Origin of the sequence: Pseudomonas sp. R1-15, from assembly GCF_051132085.1 — a bacterium.
Lineage (GTDB): Bacteria > Pseudomonadota > Gammaproteobacteria > Pseudomonadales > Pseudomonadaceae > Aquipseudomonas.
The window spans coordinates 4,605,851-4,628,586 of the sequence record NZ_CP071660.1 but is presented as its reverse complement, the minus strand read 5'-3'; the positions used below and the strand labels follow the sequence as shown (position 1 = coordinate 4,628,586).

The 22,736-nt window shown below is 62.3% G+C and carries 18 protein-coding genes; 2 read left to right on the top strand and 16 right to left on the bottom strand.

Annotated features, from left to right (window positions below; all coding sequences use genetic code 11):
- Positions 1 to 21: 21 nt before the first annotated feature.
- A complete protein-coding gene (locus J3P97_RS20780; RefSeq protein ID WP_434672679.1) occupies positions 22 to 2,211 on the bottom strand; it encodes a putative bifunctional diguanylate cyclase/phosphodiesterase in 2,190 nt (729 codons plus the stop codon).
- Between the two features lie 290 nt (positions 2,212 to 2,501).
- Between J3P97_RS20780 and J3P97_RS20775 the strand changes: the two genes are divergently transcribed.
- Complete coding sequence (locus J3P97_RS20775; protein WP_434572271.1) at positions 2,502 to 3,851, top strand: spinster family MFS transporter; 1,350 nt, start codon at positions 2,502 to 2,504, stop codon at positions 3,849 to 3,851.
- Between the two features lie 141 nt (positions 3,852 to 3,992).
- Here J3P97_RS20775 and J3P97_RS20770 read toward each other — a convergent pair whose 3' ends face one another.
- Together J3P97_RS20770 and pobA are read right to left on the bottom strand one after the other, a co-directional pair.
- Positions 3,993 to 5,528 carry an MDR family MFS transporter gene (locus J3P97_RS20770; RefSeq protein ID WP_434601648.1) on the bottom strand — a complete coding sequence of 512 codons (1,536 nt, stop codon included), beginning with the start codon at positions 5,526 to 5,528 and terminating at the stop codon, positions 3,993 to 3,995.
- Positions 5,529 to 5,579: 51 nt separating this feature from the next.
- Complete coding sequence (gene pobA / locus J3P97_RS20765; protein ID WP_434601647.1) at positions 5,580 to 6,770, bottom strand: 4-hydroxybenzoate 3-monooxygenase; 1,191 nt, start codon at positions 6,768 to 6,770, stop codon at positions 5,580 to 5,582.
- Positions 6,771 to 6,940: 170 nt separating this feature from the next.
- On the opposite strand from pobA, the gene J3P97_RS20760 reads away from it, so the two are divergent.
- Positions 6,941 to 7,834, top strand: a complete 894-nt coding sequence (locus J3P97_RS20760; RefSeq protein ID WP_434628867.1) for a helix-turn-helix domain-containing protein — start codon at positions 6,941 to 6,943, stop codon at positions 7,832 to 7,834.
- A 7-nt stretch (positions 7,835 to 7,841) separates the two neighbouring features.
- Here the strand turns inward: J3P97_RS20760 and J3P97_RS20755 are convergent, their stop codons facing one another.
- From J3P97_RS20755 to J3P97_RS20695, 13 genes are all read right to left on the bottom strand, one after another.
- Positions 7,842 to 8,018 (bottom strand): hypothetical protein, encoded by a 177-nt coding sequence (locus tag J3P97_RS20755; RefSeq protein ID WP_264430132.1) that lies wholly within the window; start codon positions 8,016 to 8,018, stop codon positions 7,842 to 7,844.
- A 259-nt stretch (positions 8,019 to 8,277) separates the two neighbouring features.
- Complete coding sequence (locus J3P97_RS20750) at positions 8,278 to 8,637, bottom strand: DUF5064 family protein (protein WP_434601646.1); 360 nt, start codon at positions 8,635 to 8,637, stop codon at positions 8,278 to 8,280.
- A 64-nt stretch (positions 8,638 to 8,701) separates the two neighbouring features.
- Positions 8,702 to 9,631: a carbamate kinase gene (gene arcC / locus J3P97_RS20745; RefSeq protein WP_434672678.1), complete on the bottom strand. Its 930-nt coding sequence runs from the start codon at positions 9,629 to 9,631 to the stop codon at positions 8,702 to 8,704.
- 166 nt (positions 9,632 to 9,797) lie between these two features.
- A complete protein-coding gene (locus tag J3P97_RS20740; protein ID WP_434572282.1) occupies positions 9,798 to 10,808 on the bottom strand; it encodes an ornithine carbamoyltransferase in 1,011 nt (336 codons plus the stop codon).
- Between the two features lie 66 nt (positions 10,809 to 10,874).
- The gene (gene arcA, locus J3P97_RS20735) at positions 10,875 to 12,131 is read right to left on the bottom strand and encodes an arginine deiminase (protein ID WP_434672677.1); all 1,257 of its coding nucleotides are present in this window, start codon (positions 12,129 to 12,131) and stop codon (positions 10,875 to 10,877) included.
- 31 nt (positions 12,132 to 12,162) lie between these two features.
- Complete coding sequence (gene arcD, locus J3P97_RS20730; protein ID WP_434672676.1) at positions 12,163 to 13,590, bottom strand: arginine-ornithine antiporter; 1,428 nt, start codon at positions 13,588 to 13,590, stop codon at positions 12,163 to 12,165.
- 688 nt (positions 13,591 to 14,278) lie between these two features.
- Complete coding sequence (locus J3P97_RS20725; protein WP_434672675.1) at positions 14,279 to 15,625, bottom strand: CoA transferase; 1,347 nt, start codon at positions 15,623 to 15,625, stop codon at positions 14,279 to 14,281.
- Positions 15,626 to 15,658: 33 nt separating this feature from the next.
- The gene (locus J3P97_RS20720) at positions 15,659 to 16,090 is read right to left on the bottom strand and encodes a YbaN family protein (RefSeq protein WP_434672674.1); all 432 of its coding nucleotides are present in this window, start codon (positions 16,088 to 16,090) and stop codon (positions 15,659 to 15,661) included.
- Positions 16,091 to 16,224: 134 nt separating this feature from the next.
- A complete protein-coding gene (locus J3P97_RS20715) occupies positions 16,225 to 16,815 on the bottom strand; it encodes a biliverdin-producing heme oxygenase (RefSeq protein WP_434672673.1) in 591 nt (196 codons plus the stop codon).
- Positions 16,816 to 16,974: 159 nt separating this feature from the next.
- The gene (locus J3P97_RS20710; RefSeq protein ID WP_434672672.1) at positions 16,975 to 19,569 is read right to left on the bottom strand and encodes a TonB-dependent receptor; all 2,595 of its coding nucleotides are present in this window, start codon (positions 19,567 to 19,569) and stop codon (positions 16,975 to 16,977) included.
- 118 nt (positions 19,570 to 19,687) lie between these two features.
- Positions 19,688 to 20,650, bottom strand: coding sequence for a FecR family protein (locus tag J3P97_RS20705; RefSeq protein WP_434601639.1), 963 nt, complete (start codon positions 20,648 to 20,650; stop codon positions 19,688 to 19,690).
- Between the two features lie 114 nt (positions 20,651 to 20,764).
- The gene (locus J3P97_RS20700) at positions 20,765 to 21,283 is read right to left on the bottom strand and encodes an RNA polymerase sigma factor (protein ID WP_434572297.1); all 519 of its coding nucleotides are present in this window, start codon (positions 21,281 to 21,283) and stop codon (positions 20,765 to 20,767) included.
- A gap of 74 nt (positions 21,284 to 21,357) precedes the next feature.
- Positions 21,358 to 22,698: an ATP-binding protein gene (locus J3P97_RS20695; protein ID WP_434672671.1), complete on the bottom strand. Its 1,341-nt coding sequence runs from the start codon at positions 22,696 to 22,698 to the stop codon at positions 21,358 to 21,360.
- Positions 22,699 to 22,736: the final 38 nt, after the last annotated feature.

The window sequence follows — 22,736 nt, the reverse complement described above, 5'->3', positions numbered from 1 at the left end:
CGTTCTTTAATCAAAAAGAGGCTAAATGATGGCAGCGACGGTGTGCGTTCGCTTGCGCTGGTCGATTTCGGCCAGCAGTGGCCGCAACTCAGGCAACGGTACCGGACGACCGAGCAGGTAGCCTTGAACCAAATCGCAGCCATGGCGTTCGAGGAAGTCGTATTGCTCGAACGTTTTGACGCCTTCGGTGACGACCCGTAAATGCAGCGTATGGGCCATGATGATAATGGCCCGGACGATGTCCATGTCTTGAATGGCCTGGGGAAAGTCTTGCATAAACGAGCGGTCGATCTTCAACGTGTTCAATGGCAGGCGCCTGAGGTAGGCCAGGGATGAATAGCCGGTGCCGAAGTCGTCGATTGATAATGAAACACCGAGGTCGCGAATCTGCTGCAGTAGAACCAGGGTCTTGGAAATGTTGCCCATCAGCGCATTTTCGGTCACTTCCAGCTCGAGCCGTTCTGGCGCCACCCCGCTGACGCGCAAGATGTGTTCGATTTCGTTGGCCAGTTCGCCTCTTGCCAGGTTCAAGGGTGAGCAATTCACCGTGACTGTGAGCGTTCCGCAATTATGGCGGGACAATTCGCCCAAGTCTTCGCAAGCCTTGCGCAGCGCCCAATTGTCCAGCTCGGCAATCAAATCATTGGCTTCGGCGATGGCAATGAACTGGTCAGGCATCAACAGTCCGCGTACCGGGTGTTGCCAGCGAATCAGTGCTTCAAGTTTCGTGACCCGGCCGAGTTTCAGGTCATAGATCGGTTCGTAATAAAGCATTAATCCAGTGCCTTCGCGCAGCGCATAGCGCAGTTCCTCCTCGAGTTGCAGCTCCAGCGTGGCGCGGATTTTCAGGTCCGCGCTGAAAAAGTGCAGCCCGTTACGGCCGCTATCTTTGGACTGGTATAGCGCCAGGTCCGCATTCTTGAGCAGTTCCTCGCAGGTCTTGCCGTCACTCGGAAACAAGCTGACTCCGATGCTAGTAGTCATGACCATGCGTCGTCCGGACAACTCGATGGGATCTTTCATTTTTTGCATGATGCGCTGGGCTATTTGCCGTGCTTCTTCACGGCCGTCAAGGCTGATCAGGAGGCAGAATTCATCGCCTCCGAATCGCGCCACCACGGCTTCGTGGCCGACCACCGAAGCCTTGATATAAGTGGACAGGACCTTGAGCAGTTCATCGCCGGCGTCATGGCCGAGACTGTCATTGATGCGCTTGAAGTGATCGATGTCGAGGAACATCACCGCGAGCATGCCGCCTTCGTGAGTCTTCTCAATGAGTTTCTCGGCGAAAATCTGGTTGAAGCCGCGGCGGTTGATCAGGTCTGTCAAGGGGTCGTGGTGGGCCACCTGCTGCAGCGAAATACGCGCTTGATCCAGCTCAGCGAGCAGGGCGTTGACCCGCCGCAGATCGTGCTCCTTGCGTTGCAGCATCTTGTTCGCCAGTGCGGCGCCAATGCTGCTGCCGATAATCAGCAGGGTCACCACTGCTACCGTCGACCCCAGTTGCAGATGATAGTTACCGCCGGGCAGCGGTTGCAGGCTGCCATCCGGCAGCACCAGGCTAAGGGCCGCCATCGCGGTGAAATGCATGCTGACGATGCCAGCACCAAGCACCAGGCTGGCAGTGTATTTGAGCAATTGGTGAACCATGCCGCTGCCGTTGCGCAAGTGACTGAAAATCCATAGGGCGGCCAGGCTGGCACCGATGGCGATCATTATCGAGAGAGCAAAGAGAACGGGTTGGTAGTAGATCATCGCGTCTGATCGCAGGGCGGCCATGCCCACGTAATGCATGATCGCGATGCCCAGGCCGATCCAGACAGCGGCCTGTAGGTATTGCCAGAAATTCAGATAAGGACGGCTGAGGGTATGCATTGCCAGCCATGAAGCGGTCAGCGCGAATAACAGCGAGAGCAGGGTGGTGGGCAGGTGGTAGTGGATTTCAATGGGGGCTTGGAATGCCAACATGCTGATGAAATGCATGGACCAGATGCCGCCCGCCAGACTGCCGGCTCCAACCCAGCGCCAGAGTCGCCGGGAGGCGGCTTTTTCCACATTCCCAACTCGTTCGCTAATGTCCAGCGTGGCGAAGCTGGCCGTGCAGGCCACCAGATAGGCCAGCACCACCAGAAAGGAATTATGGGAACAATCGAGTATGACGTGGCCGTGTTGCGGGAGCCCATCCATGAAACGTAAACCAAGCCACTCCATAGCAATATCCCGTCCGTAAGTGTTCCATCCTTGCGAGCTACATGCTAGTCGATGGCGGCGATTTTAGCCTTCCACAGAGCTCAAGGCAGTGTAATAGCATACTAACGCCAACCTTGTGGATGGATGGTGAGGAAAATGAATAAGCCATTGTCTGTGGGACCTACCTCCCATGGGTGGATATCAGCCTTGCGAATAGTTACAGACAGCGCTGGCAGGCATGATTAGATTGGCGGTTCCGGGCTCGAATGCGTTGGCAAGGAAGCCCCAAAACAATAAAAAGAGACGGACCCATGCAGAACTCGACCCAAGCGGCGAATGCCTGGCGCATTCTGTTCCTGCTGTTCCTGGCCAACCTGTTCAACTTTTTCGACCGCACCATCCCGGCGATCATCATCGAGCCGATCCGCATGGAGTGGAGCCTCAGCGACTTCCAGATCGGCATCATCGGTACCGCCTTCACCATCGTCTATGCCATCGCGGGCCTGCCATTGGGACGCATGGCCGATACCGGTTCGCGCAGCAAACTGATGGGCTGGGGCCTGGCGGCCTGGAGCGGGCTGACGGCGGTAAACGGCCTGGTGGGCAGTTTCTGGGCGTTCCTGGTGGTGCGCATGGGCGTGGGCATCGGTGAAGCCAGTTATGCGCCGGCGGCCAACTCGTTGATCGGCGATCTGTTCCCGGCGCACCGTCGGGCTCGGGCGATGGGCATTTTCATGCTGGGGCTGCCGCTGGGCCTGCTGCTGGCGTTCTTTACCATTGGCGCGATGGTCAAGGCGTTCGACAGCTGGCGCGCGCCGTTCTTCATTGCGGCGGTGCCGGGCCTGGTGCTGGCGGTGTTCATGTTTTTCATCAAGGAACCCAAGCGCGGCGCGGCGGAAACCGTGGCGGTGTCCCAGGAAAAGGTCGACAAGCCGATTCGCCGGGTGCTGGCGATTCCAACCTTTCTCTGGCTGATCCTGGCGGGGTTGTGCTTCAACTTCGCCACCTATGCCTGCAACTCCTTCCTGGTGCCGATGCTGCAGCGTTATTTCGGGATGCCGCTGCACGAGGCGGCCGTGGCGACCGGGATCATGGTCGGCGTGACCGGGTTGTTCGGGCTGACCCTCGGCGGCTGGGTGGCCGACAAGATTCACCAGCGCGTGCCCAATGGCCGGCTGCTGTTCGCGGCATTCAGCCTGGCCATCTCCACGGTGACTACAGCGTGGGCGTTGCATGCCGGGCGCATCGAGATCGGCGTGTTCGTCGCGGTGTTCAGTGTCGGCTGGCTGTTTGCCTATAACTTCTACACCTGCGTCTACACCGCGATCCAGGACGTGGTGGAGCCGCGCCTGCGGGCCACGGCGATGGCGTTGTATTTCGCCGGGCTGTATCTGCTCGGCGGCGGCCTTGGGCCGGTGGTGGTCGGCGGCTTGTCCGACTACTTCGCCCACACGGCCATGGCGGTCGCAGGCGCTCCGCAAATGACCGAAGCGTTCAAGGCGATCGGCCTGCATGACGCGATGTACCTGATCCCGGTGGCGCTGCTGTTGACCATGGTGTTCCTGTTCCTGGCCTCTCGCTGCTTCGTGCGCGATGCCAAGCGGATGAAGGAAGGGATGAGCGCGGTGGTGGTGCCCGAAGGTGTCGTGGGGGCGGCCTAACGGGATTTTGTGGCGAGGGAGCTTGCTCCCGCTGGGCCGCGAAGCGGCCCCAAAATTCCCCCTGCTCACTCAGGATTTTGGGCCTGCTGCGCAGTCCAGCGGGAGCAAGCTCCCTCGCCACATAGGTCAGTGCCATCCGCACTAGCGAGTTTTTTCTTCTCGCCCGCGCAACAGGCAATCGGGCATTGCCAGCGCCGCCGCCAACCCCAGCAACGACACCGCCGCGCTGATCATCAGCAAATGCCGGAACGTCGCTTGCAGTTCCTCGCGCAAGGCATCCCGTGCCGCGCCCGGCGCGGCGTTCAGGCCGTCGAGCAGCACGTTGCCGGAATGCCCTTCGCTGATCACTGACGAACCGGCGAGCTGGGCAAAACCTGAATCCTGCAATAGCGCCAGCAGCAGCGCCGACATCAATGCCACGCCGACCGCGCCGCCCAGTGAGCGGAACAGGTTGGTGGTGCTGGTGGCAACGCCGATGTCCCGTTGCTGCACCGAATTCTGCGAACCCACCAGCGAGGTGGGAAATTGCATGCCGGACGCGATGCCGCCAAGCAGCATGAACAGGCTGCTGAGCCAGAATGCCGCGGGCGGGGTGAAGGCCATGCCGAGGATAGCGAACGGGAAGAGCAGGGCGCCACTGAGGATCATCGGTTTGTAGCGACCGGTGATCGAGGTGCGCCGTCCGGCGAAATAGGCGCCCATCGGCAGGCCCATCGCCAGTGGCAGCAGGTGCAGCGCGGCACTGTCGGCCCCGGCGCCGGTCACGCTCTGGAAGCGCAACGGCACCAGCACCGTCAGCGAGATCGCCTGGAAACTGGTGAAGAACACCGTGCACCAGCACAGCACCGCGCTGCGGTTGACGAACAGGTGCATGGGCAGCAACGGCTCTCGGGCGCGGCGCTCATGCCAGGCGAATACCCCCAGCACGACCACGGCGCCACCGAGCAGCCCGAGCACTTCGCGGCTGTGCCAGGCGTGACCCTGGCCCACCTGGGTGATGCCCAGCAGCAAGGCAGTCAGGCCGATGATCAGCAAGACGGTGCCCAGGTAGTCGATGACGGGCGTGCGTTGCGGCACTGGCAGCCCCACCAGCGTGCGCCGGGCCACGAGCCAGGCGCCCAGGCCCAGCGGCAGGTTGATCCAGAACACCCAGCGCCAGGACAGGTATTCGGTCATGTAACCGCCCAGCACCGGCCCGGCGACGCTGGCGACCGCATACATGCTGCTGAAGTAGCCCTGGTAACGGCCACGTTCCCGGGGCGGGATGATGTCGCCGATGATCGCCTGGCTCACGGAAATCATCCCGCCAGCGCCGATGCCCTGGAAAATCCGCGCCAGTACCAGTTGTTGCATGTCCTGCGCCAGGCCGCAGAACAGCGAGGCGAGCGTGAACAGGCCCATGCCGAACAGCATCAATGGCCGCCTGCCGTACAGGTCGCCCAGCTTGCCGTAGATCGGCACCGCAACGGTCATCGCGACCATGTAGCCGGAGATCACCCAGGCCAGCAAGCTGACATCCTTGAATTGCGCGGAAATCGCCGGCATCGAGACGGCGACGATGGTCTGGTCCAACGCACCGAGGAAAATCGCCAGCATCAGCGCCACCAGCACGCTGCGGATGGCGGGTTGCGGGACTTGAGGCGTATCGAGCTGATTCAAGGCTGGACCTGCGGGCATCGCGCCGGGGAGGCGAATGGACGGGAGCCCGCAGTTTAAATCGATAGTTGGCTATTCGATAGCCTCGTAAGGAAGGCCGACATAGTTTTCCGCAATGGTTTTTCGACCGGCCTCGGAGTCGACGAAATACTCCAGCTCCGCTTCGCTGATGCGCTGGTTGAACGCATCGTCGTCGAAGCGATGCAGCATCGAAGTCATCCACCAGGAGAACCGTTCGGCCTTCCAGACTCGCCGCAGGCAAATGGCCGAATAGCGTTCCAGGAGATCCACGCGACCGTCGCGATAGACCTTGAGCAAGATATTGAACAACGTGCTGACGTCGCTGGCGGCCAGGTTCAGCCCCTTGGCACCGGTGGGCGGGACGATGTGGGCGGCATCGCCGACCAAAAACATCCGCCCGTACTGCATCGGTTCGACGACAAAACTGCGCAACGGCGCGATGCTTTTTTCGATGGACGGGCCGGTCACCAGCGCTTCGGCCAGGTCGGCGGGCAGGCGGTTTTTCAGCTCGCTCCAGAAACGCTCGTCCGGCCAGTCGGCTATCTGTTCCTCGGCGGGTACTTGCAGGTAATAGCGGGTGCGAGTTCTCGAGCGCATGCTGCACAGGGCAAAGCCGCGCTCATGGCGGGCGTAGACCAGCTCCTCGTGGACCGGCGGGGTGTCGGCCAGGATGCCGAGCCAGCCGAACGGGTAGACACGCTCGAAGACCTTGAGTTTTTCCGCCGGGATCGATTGCCGCGCGACGCCGTGGAAGCCGTCGCAGCCGGCCACGTAATCGCAGTCCAGACGCCAGGTTTCGCCCGCATGCTCGAAGGTCACGAAAGGCTGGTCGGTCTGCAGGTCGTGGGGCTGGGCGTTATCGACCTGGTACAGGGTCTGCGCGCCGCAGGCCTGGCGGGCAGCCATCAGGTCGCGGGTGACTTCGGTCTGGCCGTAGACCATGACGTTCTGGCCACCGGTCAGTCCCTTCAGGTCAATGTGCACGCGCCGGCCATTGAGGACCAGCTCGAAGCCATCATGGGGCAGGCCTTCGGCATCCATGCGCTGGCCGACCCCGGCCTGGCGCAGCAACTGCACCATGCCTTGCTCAAGCACGCCGGCGCGGATGCGGCTGAGGACGTAGTCGGGTGTCTGGCGTTCCAGGATCAGGGTATCGATGCCGGCGTTGTGCAACAACTGGCCGAGCAGCAGTCCAGAGGGGCCGGCGCCGATAATGGCGACTTGGGTCTTGAGGGTTTTCATTGTTGTTATGACTCGCAAGAGCACGCGACCAGGGTCGGTGTTTATTATTAGTAATCCTGGCCTGCATTTTTCGCTTGCGAACCTGTCAATTGAAGGGGAAAACTGCGCTGAAACCTGTACTTTCTGCCAATCGGTGCGATTACCGCCCGTAACCCGAGGCCAACCCTCGTATGAAGAAAACCGAGCTGCCTTCGATACCGGTGTTCAAGCTCTACGGTGAGAGCCAGGATTGGCCGACGCCGGACCTGCTGCATTGCGAAACCATTTCCACGCGCAGCAGCGAACACCAGTGGGAAATCAAACCCCATCGGCATGCGGACCTGTGTCAGTTGCTGTTTGTCTACAAGGGCCAGGCCGAGCTGGAAATAGAAGGCCAGCGCACCCGGCTCGACGAGCCGGCCGTGCAGATCCTGCCGCCCTTGTCAGTGCACGGCTTTCGCTTTTCCGAGGATGTGCAAGGTTACGTGGTTACCCTGGCGGCGCCGCTGGTGACGCATCTGCAAGGGCAGCTCGGGCATTCGGTGAATGTCCTGGCCCAGGCCGAAGCCTACCCGGCCGGCGAAAACGCCGACTACCTCAACAGCCTTTTCAGCGCCTTGCAGGCGGAATATGTTGGCCACGAACCGGCCCGGGAAATGCTGATGCATGCATTGGTCAGCGTGATCATGGTCTGGGTCAGTCGCCAGGTAATGGACAGGCGTACCTCGTCGCAGCGCCCGCAACGGGCCCGGGAATATCTCAACGGGTTCATCCAGTTGGTGGAGGAAACCTATCGCCAGCACGTCAAGGTCGAAGACCTCGCCCATCGCCTGGGCATCTCGGTATCGCACCTCAACGGCACCTGTCGCGAACTGGCCGGGCAACCGGCGTTGCAGATCATGCACGAGCGTCAGCTGCTGGAGGCCAAGCGGCTGCTGACCTACACCGGCATGACCATCTACGAAATCTCCGAACTGCTCGGCTTTTCCGACCCGACCAACTTCACCCGGCTGTTTCGCCGGCGTGTTGGCATTTCGCCCAAGGCCTTCCGCGACCGGCTCAAGACCGATCAGCAGGACGACTGAAACCGCTTCAGCGCAGAGCGTTCAGGGATGCGTTGTGCGGTATGCAGCGTTCGAAGTTGCAGCTGGCGTATTCACGGGGCAACTGCCTGGCCTGTTCGACCCGATAAGCCGCGGTGCCATACAGCGCTAGCGTGGCCGTGCAGGTGATAAAAATGGCGAGGCGTCTTCTTGTTTTGATGTTCATGGCGATGACCTCTGAACGAATACCCGGGGGTACTGTTTTCAGCATAGGTCAGCCATGGCGAGTTGCCAGTCGGGTGGGGCTTGTGTGTAGCCCGGTATTCAGGCCACTGATAGCGCCAGGTGCAGAGATTCATTGTGGCGAGGGAGCTTGCTCCCGCTGGGCTGCGCAGCGGCCCGAGGATTTTGCGGTCGCTGCGCAACCGAGCGGGAGCAAGCTCCCTCGCCACAGGTGCTTTTCAGGCCCGAAGTGGGTGTCAGGATTATTCCAAATGCTCAGGCTTCATCGGATCACCCGGCTTGACGTCGAGCTGGTGCCGCACGTCTTCGAACATCTCGTCGTAATACCTGTGCATCGAGCCGATGCTGGCGGTCTTCGGCATGCCGTACTGCTGGGCGATGCGCGTGGCGTGGCGGGCGAAGTCGAAGGCCTGGTCCTTGGCCAGGAAAAACGTCTCGTCCACGCTCTTGTCTTCCACCGTGCCGTGTAGCCGGAACGACATGCCCGTTCCTTCCTCGGGATCCTGGGTCACCTCGTAATCGATGCACAGGTTGTAGCTGTAGTCGTCCTTGTTCAGCGCATGGCGTTCCATGTGCAGGTGACCGGGTTGGAACGTGGCCATAAGGGTCTCTCCTTCGAAGGCGTGGAGAACGGCAGACACCGCGCCTGCCGTATAAGTTTTGTGGTTACCGATAAACAATCCCCGGCGTTGCCGTGCTGATGCGCGTGCCGGCGGTGCCCTGGACGATAGCCTCGATGTCTGACAGCGACCCGATCACCGCGACCTTGCCGGTGTGGCGGGCGAATTCGCAGGCGGCTTGCACCTTGGGCCCCATGGACCCGGCGGCAAAGCCCAGTTTTTCCATCTCGTCGGGGTGAGCCCGGGCGATGGCTTTCTGGGTCGGCTTGCCGAAATCGATGAAAGCGGCGTTGACGTCCGTGGCGATGACCAGCAGATCGCTTTCCAGCTGTTCGGCCAAGAGCGCTGAACACAGGTCCTTGTCGATCACCGCTTCGACGCCTTGCAGGTTGCCGTCGGCGTCGTACATCGTCGGGATGCCGCCACCGCCGGCACAGATCACGATGCTGCCTTTTTCCAGCAGCCACTTGATCGGACGGATTTCAAAGATGCGCCGGGGCCGTGGGCTGGCGACCACCCGGCGGAACTTGTCGCCGTCGGCGGCAATCGCCCAGCCTTTTTCTGCGGCCAGTTGCTGCGCCTCTTCCCGGCTGTAGACCGGGCCGATGGGCTTGGTCGGGTTCTGGAAAGCCGGGTCGTTGGCGTCCACTTCGACTTGGGTCAAAAGCGTGGCGAAGGGCACTTCGAAGTCCAGCAGGTTGCCCAGTTCCTGTTCGATGATGTAGCCGATCATGCCTTCGGTTTCGGCGCCCAGCACGTCCAGCGGATACGGCGTGACCGAGGTGTAGGCCGCCGCCTGCAACGACAACAGGCCGACCTGCGGGCCGTTGCCGTGGGCGATGACCAACTGGTTGCCGGGATGGATCCTGGCGATCTGTTCGGTCGCGGTGCGGATGTTGCTGCGTTGATTGTCGGCGGTCATGGGTTCACCCCGACGCAGGAGGGCATTTCCGCCCAGGGCAACGACGATGCGCATGGTGCTGTCCTTTCAAGTCAGATCGAACAAAACAGTTCCCTTGTGGGAGCGAGCTTGCTCGCGATGACGGCTGCACATCCAACATCAATGCAAGCTGACACTCCGCCATCGCGAGCAAGCTCGCTCCCACAGTGAAGAGCATTCCAACAGGGGATCGGGCCGGTATTCAGATATCCGCCAACGCCGCCACCAGGATCGCCTTGATGGTGTGCATGCGGTTCTCTGCCTGTTCGAAGGCGATGTTGGCCGGGGATTCGAAGACGTCCTCGGTCACTTCCACGCCGTTGGCCAGGTTCGGATAACGCGCGGCGATGTCCTTGCCGACCTTGGTTTCACTGTTATGAAAGGCCGGCAGGCAGTGCATGAATTTCACCCGCGGATTGCCCGAGGCTTTCATCATTTGCGCGTTGACCTGATAGGGCAGCAGTTGCTGGATGCGCTCGTCCCAGGCCTCCACCGGCTCGCCCATGGAGACCCAGATATCGGTATGGATGAAGTCCACGCCCTTGACCGCTTCTTCCGGGTCTTCGGTGATGGTGATCCGTGCACCGCTTTGGGCGGCGAAGGCCTGGCACTGGTCGATGAAGTCCTGATGCGGCCACAGGGCTTTCGGCGCGCCGATGCGCACGTCCATGCCCAGCTTGGCGCCGATCATCAGCAGCGAGTTGCCCATGTTGTAGCGCGCATCGCCCAGGTAGGCGTAGCTGATGTCATGCAGCGGCTTGTCACTGTGTTCGCGCATGGTCAGGGTGTCGGCGATCATTTGCGTGGGGTGGAATTCGGCGGTCAGGCCGTTGAACACCGGCACGCCGGCGAACTTGGCGAGTTCCTCGACGATCTCCTGCTCGAAGCCACGGTATTCGATGGCGTCGAACATCCGCCCCAGCACGCGGGCGGTGTCCTTCATGCTTTCCTTGTGGCCGATCTGTGACGAAACCGGGTCGATGTAGGTGACGTGGGCGCCCTGGTCATGGGCCGCGACTTCGAAGGCGCAACGCGTGCGGGTCGAGGTTTTCTCGAAGATCAGCGCGATGTTCTTGCCTTTGAGGTGCGGTTGCTCGGTGCCGGTGTACTTGGCGCGCTTGAGGTCGCGGGACAGGTCGAGCAAAAAGTGCAGCTCGCGGTGGGTGTGGTGCATCAAGCTCAGCAGGCTGCGGTTGCGCATATTAAAAGCCATGATGGATCTCCTTGGGTGTCGGTTATCCCCTGGGCCGTTTTCGATAAAACGACCCAGGCTCAGAGGTCAGTAGTCGATTGGGTCGCGGACGATCGGGCAGGTCATGCAATGGCCGCCGCCACGGCCACGACCGAGTTCGCCGGCGCTGATGGTGATGACCTCCACCCCGGCCTTGCGCAGCAGGGTATTGGTGTAGGTATTGCGGTCGTAGCCAATGACCACGCCCGGCTCGAGGGCGACCACGTTGTTGCCGTCGTCCCATTGCTCGCGTTCGGCGGCGAAGCTGTTGCCGCCGGTTTCCACTATGCGCAGCGCGGGCAGCTTGAGGGCACTGGCGACGGTACTGAGGAAGCTGCCTTCCTCGCGCCGCACGTCGATGCCGCCGGGTTTGCTCTCGTCCGGGCGCAGCGAAAACGCGACGATCTGGCTGACGACTTCGGGAAAAATCGTCACCAGGTCGCGGTCACAGAAACTGAACACGGTGTCCAGGTGCATCGCTGCGCGGGAACGCGGCAGCCCCGCGACAATCACCCGCTCGACGGCTTTGTGCTTGAACAGGTTCAGTGCCAATTGGCCGATGGCCTGGCGCGACGAGCGTTCGCCCATGCCGATCAATACCACGCCATTGCCGATGGGCATTACGTCGCCGCCTTCGAGGGTGGCGTTGCCGTGGTCCAGGTCCGGGTCGCCGTACCAGATCTGGAAATCGGCTTGGGTAAACTCGGGATGAAATCGGTAGATGGCGGTGGTGAGCAAGGTTTCCTGGCGGCGGGCCGGCCAATACATCGGGTTCAGCGTCACGCCGCCGTAGATCCAGCAGGTGGTGTCGCGAGTGAACTGGGTGTTGGGCAGCGGTGGCAGGATGAAGCTGGAGTGCCCGACAAAGTCGCGGAACATCTGGATGGTCTTGCCGCCGAAGCTGTCCGGCAGGTCATCGGCCGAGACGCCGCCGATCAGGTATTCGGCGATCTTGCGTGGCTCCAGGCTGCGCAACCAGGCGCCCACTTCATGCACCAGGCCCAGGCCCACGGAGTTGGCGGTGATCTTGCGATGCAGGATCCAGTCGAGCGCTTCGGGGATGGCGACGATGTCGGTCAGCAGGTTGTGCATCTCCAGCACGTCGATACCGCGTTCACGCATCTTGGTGACGAAATCGAAGTGATCGCGCTTGGCCTGGTTGACCCACAGCACGTCATCGAACAGCAGTTCGTCGCAGTTGTTCGGCGTCAGCCGCTGGTGGGCGAGGCCTGGTGAGCAGACCATGACTTTGCGCAGTTTGCCAGCTTCGGAATGGACGCCGTATTTCACTTTTTCCGTGGTCATTACAAATCCTCCAGATGAAACGGTCAGCCGGCTACAGGCTCAGGAAGCCGTCATAAAGGCCGTAGGCAGCCACCAGGGCACCGACCACCACGGCGGTAAAAATCAGCTTCTCGACCGAGGTGAAAACCGGTTTGCCCAGTTCGTGCTTGGCCTTGGCGAACAGGACTGCGCCGGGTGCGTAGAGCAGGGCGGAAAGCAGCAGGTATTTGATCCCGCCGGCATATAGCAGCCACATCGCGTAGATCAGCGCGATGGCGCCGATGGCCAGGTCCTTGCGCCGTTCGGCCAGGGCGTTTTCATAGGTCTCGCCGCGTACCGCCAACAGCACCGCGTAGGCGGCCGACCACAAATACGGCACCAGGATCATCGAAGTGGCGAGGTAGATCAGCGACAAGTAGGTGCTGGCGGAAAACAGCGTGACGATCAGGAACAGCTGGACCATCGCGTTGGTCAGCCACAGCGCGTTGGCCGGGACATGATTGGCATTTTCCCGGCGCAGGAAGGCCGGCATGGTGTGGTCCTTGGCGGCGGCAAACATGATCTCGGCGCACAGCAAGACCCAGGACAGCAGGGCACCGAGCAGCGAGATAACCAGGCCGACGCTGATCAGCACAGCGCCCCAGTGACCGACCACGTGCTCGAGTACGGCGGCCATGGACGGATTCTGCAGCTTCGCCAGTTCAGGTTGGGTCATGATGCCCAGCGAGAGCACGTTCACCAGTACCAGCAACAACAGCACCGTGATGAAGCCGATGACCGTGGCCTTGCCGACGTCGCTGCGTTTTTCGGCGCGGGCCGAGAAAATGCTCGCGCCTTCGATGCCGATGAACACCCACACGGTGACCAGCATCATGTGTCGCACCTGATCCATCACGCTGCCCAGGTCCGGGTTTTTCCAGCCCCAGATATCGGCGGTAAAAATATCCAGCTTGAAGGCGAACACCGCGATCAGCACGAACAGCAGCAGCGGCACGACCTTGGCGACGGTGGTCACCAGGTTGATGAACGCCGCTTCCTTGATGCCCCGCAGTACCAGAAAGTGCACGGCCCACAGCAACAGCGATGCGCCAATCACTGCCGCCACGGTGTTGCCTTCGCCAAACACCGGGAAGAAATAGCCCAGGGTGCTGAACAACAAGACGAAGTAGCCGACGTTGCCGAGCCAGGCGCTGATCCAGTAACCCCAGGCCGAGGAAAACCCCATGTAGTCGCCAAACCCGGCCTTGGCGTAGGCGTACACCCCGCCGTCCAGATCGGGTTTGCGATTGGCCAGGGTCTGGAACACGAATGCTAGGGTCAACATGCCGACTGCGGTGATTGCCCAGCCGATCAATACGGCGCCGACATCGGCGCTGGCGGCCATGTTCTGCGGCAGGGAAAAGATCCCGCCGCCAATCATCGAACCCACTACCAGCGCAACCAGCGCGCCCAGTCGAAGTTTTCCGGGGGTATCGGACATTGCAGGACTCTCATGCGAAGGAGAGTCAACAGCCTAAGTCGATTCAAGGGGACGACAGCTGATCTGGGTCAGTTCAACCGCGAAGCATGAGCTGAAAGGGCTGGATGCAAAACCTGTGGGAGCGAGCCTGCTCACGAAGGCTGAGTGTCAGTCGATTGAGATGTTGGATGTGCCGGCCTCTTCGCGAGCAGGCTCGCTCCCACAGTGAATTTTTGTAGGCCGTGGGATCTGCGTTTGTCAAAAAACCCCTGTGGGAGCGAGCTTGCTCGCGAAGGCTGAGTGTCAGTCGATGGAGATGTTGAATGTGCCGGCCTCTTCGCGAGCAGGCTCGCTCCCACGGTGATTCTTTGTAAGCCGTGGGATCTGAGTCTGTCGAAATTCCATGTGGGAGCGAGCCTGCTCGCGAAGGCGGTGTGTCAGTCGGTTGAGATGTTGGATTGCCGGCCTCTTCGCGAGCAGGCTCGCTCCCACAATGATTCTTTGTAGGTCGTGGGATCTGAGTCTGTCGAAATTCCATGTGGGAGCGAGCCTGCTCGCGAAGGCGGTGTGTCAGTCGATTGAGATGTTGGATGTGCCGGCCTCTTCGCGAGCAGGCTCGCTCCCACAGTGATTCTTTGTAGGCCGTGGGACCTGCGTTTGTCGAAAATTCCATGTGGGAGCGAGCCTGCTCGCGAAGGCGATTGAACGATCACCACTGAGGGCGATGTGCGCCCAGTTCGGTGGCCGGCAGGGCCCACTGCAACGGCGTGCCGGTGATTTTCAGTGGCACCTGCAAGCGGTGCGCCGGGCCCCAGGGCGTTTGTTCCACCAGCAGTCCCTGGTCAGCCTCGTCTTCGGGGCGCAACGCAGCCCCATCGCCGGCGCCACCCTCGATCAACAGTTTCGCCGTGCGGGCCAGCGACAAGCGTGCCGAACCGCCACGGCCATCGGCCAAGCGCCTAGCCAGCAGTACGATCGCGCTGGCAGCCATCAGGTAGCCGGTGCCGTGGTCCAGTGCCTGGACGGGCAGCGGCGTTGGTTTGTCCGTGTGTTTCCAGGCCATGCCGGCCTCGGCGATGCCGCTGCTCATCTGCACCAGGCTGTCGAAGCCGCGACGGTGTTGCCAGGGGCCGCTCCAGCCGTAGGCATTGAGGCTTACGTCGATCAGCCCAGGCGCCAGTTGGCGGCGTTGTGCGGCGCCGTAGCCCAGGCGTTCGAGCGCGTCGGCGCGATAGCCGTGCAGGAGGATGTCGGCATCCTTGAGCAATGCTTCGAACGTCGCGCGGTCGGCGGGCTGATGCAGATCAAGGCGGGCGCAGCGTTTGCCGAGGGTAACTTCCGGAACCGCGCCGGGTTCGTTCCAGATCGGCGGGTCGATACGCAGCACATCGGCGCCCAGCCCGGCCAAAAAGCGGCTGGCAATCGGGCCGGCCAGCACGCGGGTCAGGTCAAGCACCTTCAAGCCCGCCAGCGGCTGGGCGACGGAGCCGAGCCAGGGTTCAAGCGGAGCTGCACGCATGTCATCGAAGTGAACAAGCGGTTCGGCGTTCACCGCCAAACCTTGCGGATGGGCCTGCCACGCCTGCCAGGAGCGCATCTGTGCAGCGCAACCACCGGCGTCGACCACGGCCTGTTCCAGTTCGGCCTTGTTCCAACGGACAACTTTGCTCGCCATGTCGGCGCGGTCGGTGCAGGTACCGAGGACCTTGTCCGCGGCAAGACGATGATGCGGTGCATTGGTGTGCAGGCGGATCCAGCCGTCGGCGGTGGCGTAGTCGCCAGCCACCGGGTCCCACAGCGGCGGTACGCTCCAGCCGACGGGCCGCAGGGAGGTGGCGAACCAGAACGAGGCCAGGCGCCGGTCGACTTCAAGCGTCGGCAGGCGGCCGGTCTGCTGATGAATGAGTTCGGCGACCGCTTGACCGGCCGTGGCGATGCTGGCGCAGGCCAACTCGGTAACCCCGAAGGCAGAGGGTAGAGCGCCTTCGCCAGTGAAGGGGATCGGAGTCGTGGGCAAACCGAGGGCGGTTTGCATGGATGTGAGCAGATCTGACATCGAAAGCCCTCCAGGCGAGAGAGCGATCATAGTTCAAAATTGCGTAGGGGGCCGCTTCGCGCCCCAGCGGGAGCAAGCTCCCTCGCCACGAGTTTCCGGGCGTGACCAGATCCACAGGTTGCCCAGGCCCATGCCGGCCATGGCCAGGTACATCGGCCAGCCGTGGGCAAGCATCAGCCACATCATTGCGGCACAACCGAGCATGCTGATCGTGGCGCCGACCTTGGCCCGGCGCGGGATGACCTTGCCGTTGCGCCAGTTGTGCAGCATTGGCCCGAACCACCGATGGTGCTCCAGCCAGGCGCTCAGACGCGGTGAACTGCGGGTCGCGGCCCAGGCTGCGAGCAGGATGAACTCGGTGGTCGGCAGGCCGGGCACGACCAAGGCGATGAGGCCGATGGCCAGGCTGGTGTAGGCGAGCAGGGCGAAGAGCAGTTGGCTGGGTTTTGAGGGTATGCGGCTCATGTATTTTTATCCAACATGCGCTTTACCTTGTGGGAGCGAGCTTGCTCGCGATGACGGACTGCCAGTCGCCATAGATGCTGCCTGATGCACCACCATCGCGAGCAAGCTCGCTCCCACAAGGGCGTGGGTGACCGTCAGGCCAACTCGGCCGCATAGGCGTGTTCCAGCAACACGGTAAACCGGTTGAAGGCCTCCAGCGCGCCTTTGTCCGCCTCGGCTTCCTGCTGTTCGGTGAAGGCCAGGCCGTCGAGGGTCCGGGTGAAGGTTTTCCAGCCTTCGGCACGGCCGCCCGCCGGTTCCGCCAGATGCCGGGCGCCGAAGGTTTCGTTCATTCCCAGGGCCACGGCACGCTTGATCAGGAACGCGGCGCCGAGCTTCGAGCCCTCGGAAACGAACAGCCAGCCCAGCGCTTCGGCCTGGCTAGGGTTTTTTACCGCACCGGCCACCGGCGCGGGCACTTCGGTGTCCAGGTCCGCGAGATCCGCCTTGGCCGCTTCGGCGCGGCAGCGGGCCGGCAGGTCGGGTATCAGGGCAGCCAGTTGCGCGTCGTTGTACAGCGCCACCAGTTCTGACTGGAACAGGTACTGGGCGACGACGAAGCGCGCGTAGCTGGCCTGGGTTTCGAATGGGGCGTGGGCCTTGACCAGGGCGTCGAGCTTGCCGTGGGGCTCGTGGGTGATCTGGTTCAGGCGCTGGGAGCGTAGGGCGGGGCGTGGGGCGGTCATGAAAAATTCCTTGAAGTGAATACATCGTGGCGAGGGAGCTTGCTCCCGCTCGGCCGGGCTGGCGCTCCAGTGCGCAGCGACCGTTAGATCTTGGGGGCGCTTCGCACCCCAGCGGGAGCAAGCTCCCTCGCCACGGATGGCTTTTTGCCTGGAACCGAATCAGATATCCCAGATCAGGTTGACCGCGAAGTTGCGCCCCGGCGCCGTCAGGCGATCGAGGTTGGCCGGGCTCAGCACCGCCGCTTCGCCGACGCTGTCGTAGCCGCGCACGTCATCCCACAGCCAGTACTTCTTGTCGGTGAGGTTGTAGAGGCCGCCGCTGACGGTGACGTCGTTAGTCACCTTGTAGTAGCCGCTCAGGTCGAGAATGCCGAAGCCCGGCGTCTTGAACTGGCCGCTGACGCCGTCGGGCGAATTGAAGTTGCTGTCGTCGACGCGGTTTTTCTTCTGGACCAGGGTCCAGCTGAGCAAGGTGCCGAACTGCTCCTGGTCGTAGCCCAGGCCGAACACGCCGGTAAGCGGGTTGACGCTGTTGAGCGGCTCGCCCGTGTCGTTGTTGCGGCCATACAGGTAGGCCACCGAGCCTTGGGTGTAGAGGCCTTTTGGCGCACCGAACACGTCCAGGTCCAGGCGTCCCTTGGCTTCGATGCCCTTGATGGTGGCGTGCTTGATGTTGTTGCTCTGGAAGGTCAACTGGTCGGCGCCGGGGGTGATGGCGTCTTCGTTGATGAAGTCGCGGTACTTGTTGTAGAACACCGCCACGTCGAACGATCCGGAGTCGAAACGACCGCGCAGGCCGGTTTCGTAGCTTTTGCTTTTTTCCGGCTCCAGGTCGGGATTGGGTTCCACGCTGTAGCCCACGCCGGCGTTATCGAAACGTCCGTACAAGGCCTTGGCGGTCGGGGTGCGGAACCCTTCGGCGTACTGGCCGTACCAGGTGTACTGGTCGGTCAGGGCATAGGTCAGGCCGAACTTCGGCGAGACGCGATGCCAGTTCTTGTCCTCGCCACTCACCGTACCGCCGTTGGTAGGGTCCACGGTGCGCAGGAATTCCTCGGTCAGGCGTGGCTTGAGCCGGGTGTAGTCGTAGCGCAGCGCTGGCGTGAAGGTCCATTTGCCCCAGCTGATCTGGTCCTGGGCGAAAACGCTGTAGGTGTTGATGGTCGGGTCCGGGAAGTCGCTGGCTTTTGCCAATACGTCCCGGGTGCTGATGGCGCCGATGGCGGGGCAGCCCACGCCGATCGCCAGGCACACGCCGTTGCCGCTGCGTGAGCCGGTGACTTTCTGATGCTTGAGCGTGGTGCCGTAGGTCAGTGTGTGATCGGTGTCGGCCAAGCTGAATGACTTGTCCGCCTGCGCGTCGAAGACCCACTGTTTTTCTTGATAGAGCGTTTCACGGGTGCGCAACACCCGGCGGGTGACCGGGAAATAAAACTCGGCGGTGCGCTGGTCGGTCTTGGCGATCTGGTGGTTGAGGCTCCACTTGATGTTGTCGGCCAGCAGGCTGTCGAGGGCGAAGCTGTGCTCCAGGCCGAAACGCTCGCGGGTGATCGTATCGTTACCGGTGCGCCACTGGTACATGCCGCCGGGCAGGATGGAGGCGGAAATGGCTGGTTGGCCGTTGGCATAGGGCCCGCCGTAGGCGCTTTTCAGGTCGACGTCGCGATCGTCCTTGTACTTCTCGTACACCAGGCTCAGGCGTGCGTCATCGCTGTAGTCCCAGCCGAGTTTGGCCAGCACGTTGTTGGCGCGCACGTCTTCCGGGTTGGCGGCGGTGCGGTCCAGGCCGGTGCCGTTGTTGCTGCCGTAGGATTCGGTCTCGTGGCCGTCGCGCTGGCTGTAATGCAACAACCCGTCGAACGGCCCGCTGCGGCCGGCGACGGTGGCGGATTTGAGCCAGCTCTCATCGACGGAGCTGTAGCCGGTCTTGAGACGCGCGCCGACGTCCTTGCCGGGCTTGATGATGTCGTCCGGATCGAGGGTGAAGTAACTGACGACGCCACCGATCGCGTTGCTGCCGTACAACACCGAGGCCGGACCGCGCAGAATCTCCACGCGCTTGACGATTTCTGGGTCGACGTAGTTGCGTTGGGTCTTGGCGTAGGGGCCGTTGAAGAAGCCGCCGGGGATTTCCACGCCGTCGACCTGGGTCAGGATCCGGTTGCCGTCGATGCCGCGGATGTTGTAACCGCTGATGCCGCCGCGCTGGCCCGCGCCGCCCACCGACACGCCGGGCTCATAGCGCACCAGGTCCTTGATGGTGTTGACGTTGTTGCGGTCCAGCTCCTGGCGATCATGGATCGAAACGGTGCTCGGTACGCTGGCGATGTCTTGTTCCTGGCGGGTGGCGCTGATGGTCACCTGTTGCAACTCCAGCGCGCTGCCGGCGCTGCGCTTTTCCAGGACGATGTTGTTATTGCCCAGTTTGCGGTAGCTCAGGTTGGTCCCCACCAACAGGCGCTCCAGGGCTTTTTCCGGCGGCAGCGAGCCGTTCACGCCCGGCGAGGCGACGCCTTCGGCCAGCTCTGCCGGCAGCCCCACCTGCCAGCCGGTGACGGCGGTAAATGCGTTCAGGGCGGAAACCAGTGGTTGCCGGGCGATGCTGAAGGTGTAGTCGCCCATGTTGCGCGCTGGCGATTGCTCGGCGGTGGCAGCCAGGGCCGCCGGCGCGGTACCGGTCATCAGGATGGCGGCGGTGAGTAGTGACAGCGTGCAAGAGGGGGCAAGAAACCGGCAAGTAAGGCGAGAGGACATCGATAGCGCTCCGTGTCGCATCTGTTATAGGTGCAGATCGCATCGCGAGATGCGAATCAATTGCATTGGCTATAACGAGACGAACCAGCGAAAACTATCGAGTAAAAATAATTCTCATTCAGTTCAGGATTACCAGCGCCGGGAATTCCTGGAGGCGGGCAGAGGTGATATGGGCCAGGGAACGCACCACGTCCAGCGGCTGGTCGAGGCGATAGTTACCTGTCACTGCCACGCCGGCCAACTGCTGGTTGTTGTTGATGATCCAGCCCGGGTAGTAGCGTCGCAACTCCGCCAGTACCTGGCCCAGCGGCCGATTCTCGAACACCAGCCGACCCTGGACCCATGCCAGGTCCGTGCCGACATCGAGGCGTGCCGGGCGGTCGAAGCCGTTGGGACCAATGCGGATGCTTTCTCCTGCCGACAAGCGGACATGGGCATCGTAGCGGGTCGCACGCAGGTCGACATCGCCACGCTGCACCTGGACCTGAGCGACGCCGTCCAGGTAACGCACCGCAAACGTGGTGTCGCTGACACTGGCGGTGACCGGCCCGGCGTCGATCTCCAACGGCACATTGCGACTGGCCGGCACCTCGAAAAAAGCCTCGCCCTTGTAGAGCCGGGCCACGTGCCGCTGTTCGTCGAAGGAACTGGAAAACGCCGAGTCGGTATTCAGCAGGACCTTGGAACCGTCTTCCAGTTGCAGCCGCTGGCGCTCACCGACCACGGTCAGGTGATCGGCCTGCAATTGCAGGGGCAGGTCGCTGAAATTGAACAACCCGAGCAACAGTACGGCGGCGGTGGCCAGGGGTTTCCAATGGGCTCGAAGACGCGACAGCGCGGTGGCCTTGGGGCGGGCCTGGAGCTGCCGGGCGCTTTCGATGATCTGCGGGCCGTTCCAGATCGCCTGGGCCCTGGAGAACGCTTCGCCATGACGCGGATCTGCCGCCAGCCAGGCCTGGAACTGTCGGGTCTGTTCATCGCTGGGGCTGTCGAGCAGGACCAGCCAGTCCAGCGCCTGGTCCATGGCGTGGGCGGTGTCCTGTGCCGCAGCGGCTTCAGGGGAGCGATGGTTGTCCGTCACGGTGGTTCCTCGGCAGTGTCTGTGCACGGCTGCTTGTAATCAGGCGACCAAGACTAGCAGGCTCGTCGGCCAACGCAATCGGCGAGAATGCTGGCCGCCCGGTGTTCTACAGACTCAATCGGCGCCCAGGCGTTCGGCCACGCCCACGCAAATCGCCATGATCAATTTCAGTTCTTTCTGCACGGTGCTCAGCGACACGCCCAAGCGTTCGGCGATGTCCTGGTAACTGTGGCCATGCAGGCGGTTGAGGATGAAGATCTGCTGTTGGCGCGGGCTCAGCGACTGCAGGCTGAGGTTGAGTTGTTCGAGTAACCGGCCGGCATGGGCGGCATCCTCGGCGCTGCTTTGCGGGGCGATGACGTTGTTCACCACATCCATCGGCACGTCGTCCAGCAGCGTGCGTGACTGGATGCGTCGCGCGCGCAAATGGTCGAGCGCCAGGTTGCGGGCGGTCTGGAAGACGAAGGGTTCGAGATGCTCGACCGTGCGCTCGTTCAGGGCGCGGGTGACGCGCAGGTAAGTTTCCTGAAGCAGGTCTTCGGCGGTGCTGGGGTTGTTGACCATGCGTTCGAGGGTGCGCAGCAGCGGCAGGCGCTGGGCGAGGAAAACCTGATGGAAGCGTGATTGGCTCACGATAGGGCTCGGTCCGGTTCGAGTAGATGATAATGCTTATCATCTACTCGAAAGGTCAAGCCTTCATTTGGTGCTCAAGGTTGCACCACCGCGCCCGGCACCAGCGGTATTTCCAGGGTGGCGATGAATCCGCCGTCGGGGTGATTCGCCAATCCCAGGGTTCCGCCATGCCGTTCCGCCGCACGGCGCGCGATCGCCAGGCCGAGACCATGCCCGGGGGCGGTCTGGCCGGGGGCGCGATAAAACGGTTCGCTCAACTGGCCCAGGTGTTCCGCCTCTACGCCGGGGCCGTGGTCGCGCACGCTGATCACTATCCTTTCTCCTTGGCGCGCGGCACGCATTTCGATGGGCTGCCCGGCAGGGTTGAAGCGCTGGGCGTTGCGCAGGAGATTGTCCACCGCCCGCTCGATCATGGTGGGCCAGCCCTTGAGTGTCAGTTGCGGCTCGGCTTCCAGGCGCACGTGTTGCGCCGGTGAAGCCAGCTGGGCGTCTTTTTGCAGGTTCTCCAGCAAACCGTTGAGGTCGACTTCCTCGGCGCTGGCGTTGTCGGCGTCGACCCGGGCCAACACCAGGATTTCGCTGATCAATGCTTCCAGGCGGTCACATTCGCGTGTCAGGCGCGGCCAGAGTTTTTCACGCTCGGCGGGGCTCGCCCGCTCCGCCAGCGCCAGGGCGATGCGCAGCCGGGCCAGGGGCGAGCGCAGTTCATGGGAAACATCGCGCAGCAATTGGCGCTGGCTGGCGATCAGGCTTTGCAGGCGCGCACCCATGCGATTGAAGTCAGTGGCCAGTACGCCGAATTCGTCCCGGCGGTTGGCCAGTTTGGCGAGGCTGTTCTGCTGGTACGTGGCTTGGCCGAGGTCATGCACCGCGCCGCGCAGGCGGCTCAGCGGGCGGGTGATGGAGAGGGTCACCAACAGGCTGAACAAGGTCAGTACCACCAGCGCAATGGCCAGGGCGCTAAGGGGCCAGAGCAGGCTGTCGCGGTGCCAGGCGTCCAGTTCGGGATGGGGGATGCGGTAGATGAACAGGTAGGTGTCGCCGGTCTTGGCGCTGGTGAACTCGTCAGTCAAGCGCCGCCAGGGGAGGCGTCGGTCGTCGTTGTTCTGGCGCGCCTCGAAGGCCGCGGCGCGATGGGGAAAGGTGCCGCGCACCACCGGGTCGCCGCTCTCGTTGAGCACCTGGACGTCGATGTGATACTTGCGCTTGCGCTGTTGCAGGATGTCTTGCGCAGCCTCTTCGCCCTGGCTTTCGTAGGTTTGTGTCCATTCTTCGGCCAGGGTGTTGAGCCCAGGATGGCGGCTGAGGATCCAGGCGTCCTGGTTCAGCATGTGGCCCATGAGGATCGAAAGCCCCGCGACCAGGGCGATGGCCAGCCAGAAACTGGCCAGGATGCGCCAGAACAGTGAACGCACGGATTTATCCTCGAAAACCAGGAAAGCCCAACGGCGGC

Coding starts and splice junctions, on each gene's coding strand:
- J3P97_RS20740 (WP_434572282.1), bottom strand. CDS start 10,808: ATGGCTTTTAATATGCGCAACCGCAGCCTGCTGAGCTTGATGCACCAC.
- arcA (WP_434672677.1), bottom strand. CDS start 12,131: ATGACCACGGAAAAAGTGAAATACGGCGTCCATTCCGAAGCTGGCAAA.
- J3P97_RS20760 (WP_434628867.1), top strand. CDS start 6,941: ATGAAGAAAACCGAGCTGCCTTCGATACCGGTGTTCAAGCTCTACGGT.
- J3P97_RS20775 (WP_434572271.1), top strand. CDS start 2,502: ATGCAGAACTCGACCCAAGCGGCGAATGCCTGGCGCATTCTGTTCCTG.
- pobA (WP_434601647.1), bottom strand. CDS start 6,770: ATGAAAACCCTCAAGACCCAAGTCGCCATTATCGGCGCCGGCCCCTCT.
- J3P97_RS20725 (WP_434672675.1), bottom strand. CDS start 15,625: ATGTCAGATCTGCTCACATCCATGCAAACCGCCCTCGGTTTGCCCACG.
- J3P97_RS20755 (WP_264430132.1), bottom strand. CDS start 8,018: ATGAACATCAAAACAAGAAGACGCCTCGCCATTTTTATCACCTGCACG.
- J3P97_RS20770 (WP_434601648.1), bottom strand. CDS start 5,528: ATGCCCGCAGGTCCAGCCTTGAATCAGCTCGATACGCCTCAAGTCCCG.
- J3P97_RS20720 (WP_434672674.1), bottom strand. CDS start 16,090: ATGAGCCGCATACCCTCAAAACCCAGCCAACTGCTCTTCGCCCTGCTC.
- J3P97_RS20710 (WP_434672672.1), bottom strand. CDS start 19,569: ATGTCCTCTCGCCTTACTTGCCGGTTTCTTGCCCCCTCTTGCACGCTG.
- arcD (WP_434672676.1), bottom strand. CDS start 13,590: ATGTCCGATACCCCCGGAAAACTTCGACTGGGCGCGCTGGTTGCGCTG.
- J3P97_RS20715 (WP_434672673.1), bottom strand. CDS start 16,815: ATGACCGCCCCACGCCCCGCCCTACGCTCCCAGCGCCTGAACCAGATC.
- J3P97_RS20750 (WP_434601646.1), bottom strand. CDS start 8,637: ATGGCCACGTTCCAACCCGGTCACCTGCACATGGAACGCCATGCGCTG.
- arcC (WP_434672678.1), bottom strand. CDS start 9,631: ATGCGCATCGTCGTTGCCCTGGGCGGAAATGCCCTCCTGCGTCGGGGT.
- J3P97_RS20780 (WP_434672679.1), bottom strand. CDS start 2,211: ATGGAGTGGCTTGGTTTACGTTTCATGGATGGGCTCCCGCAACACGGC.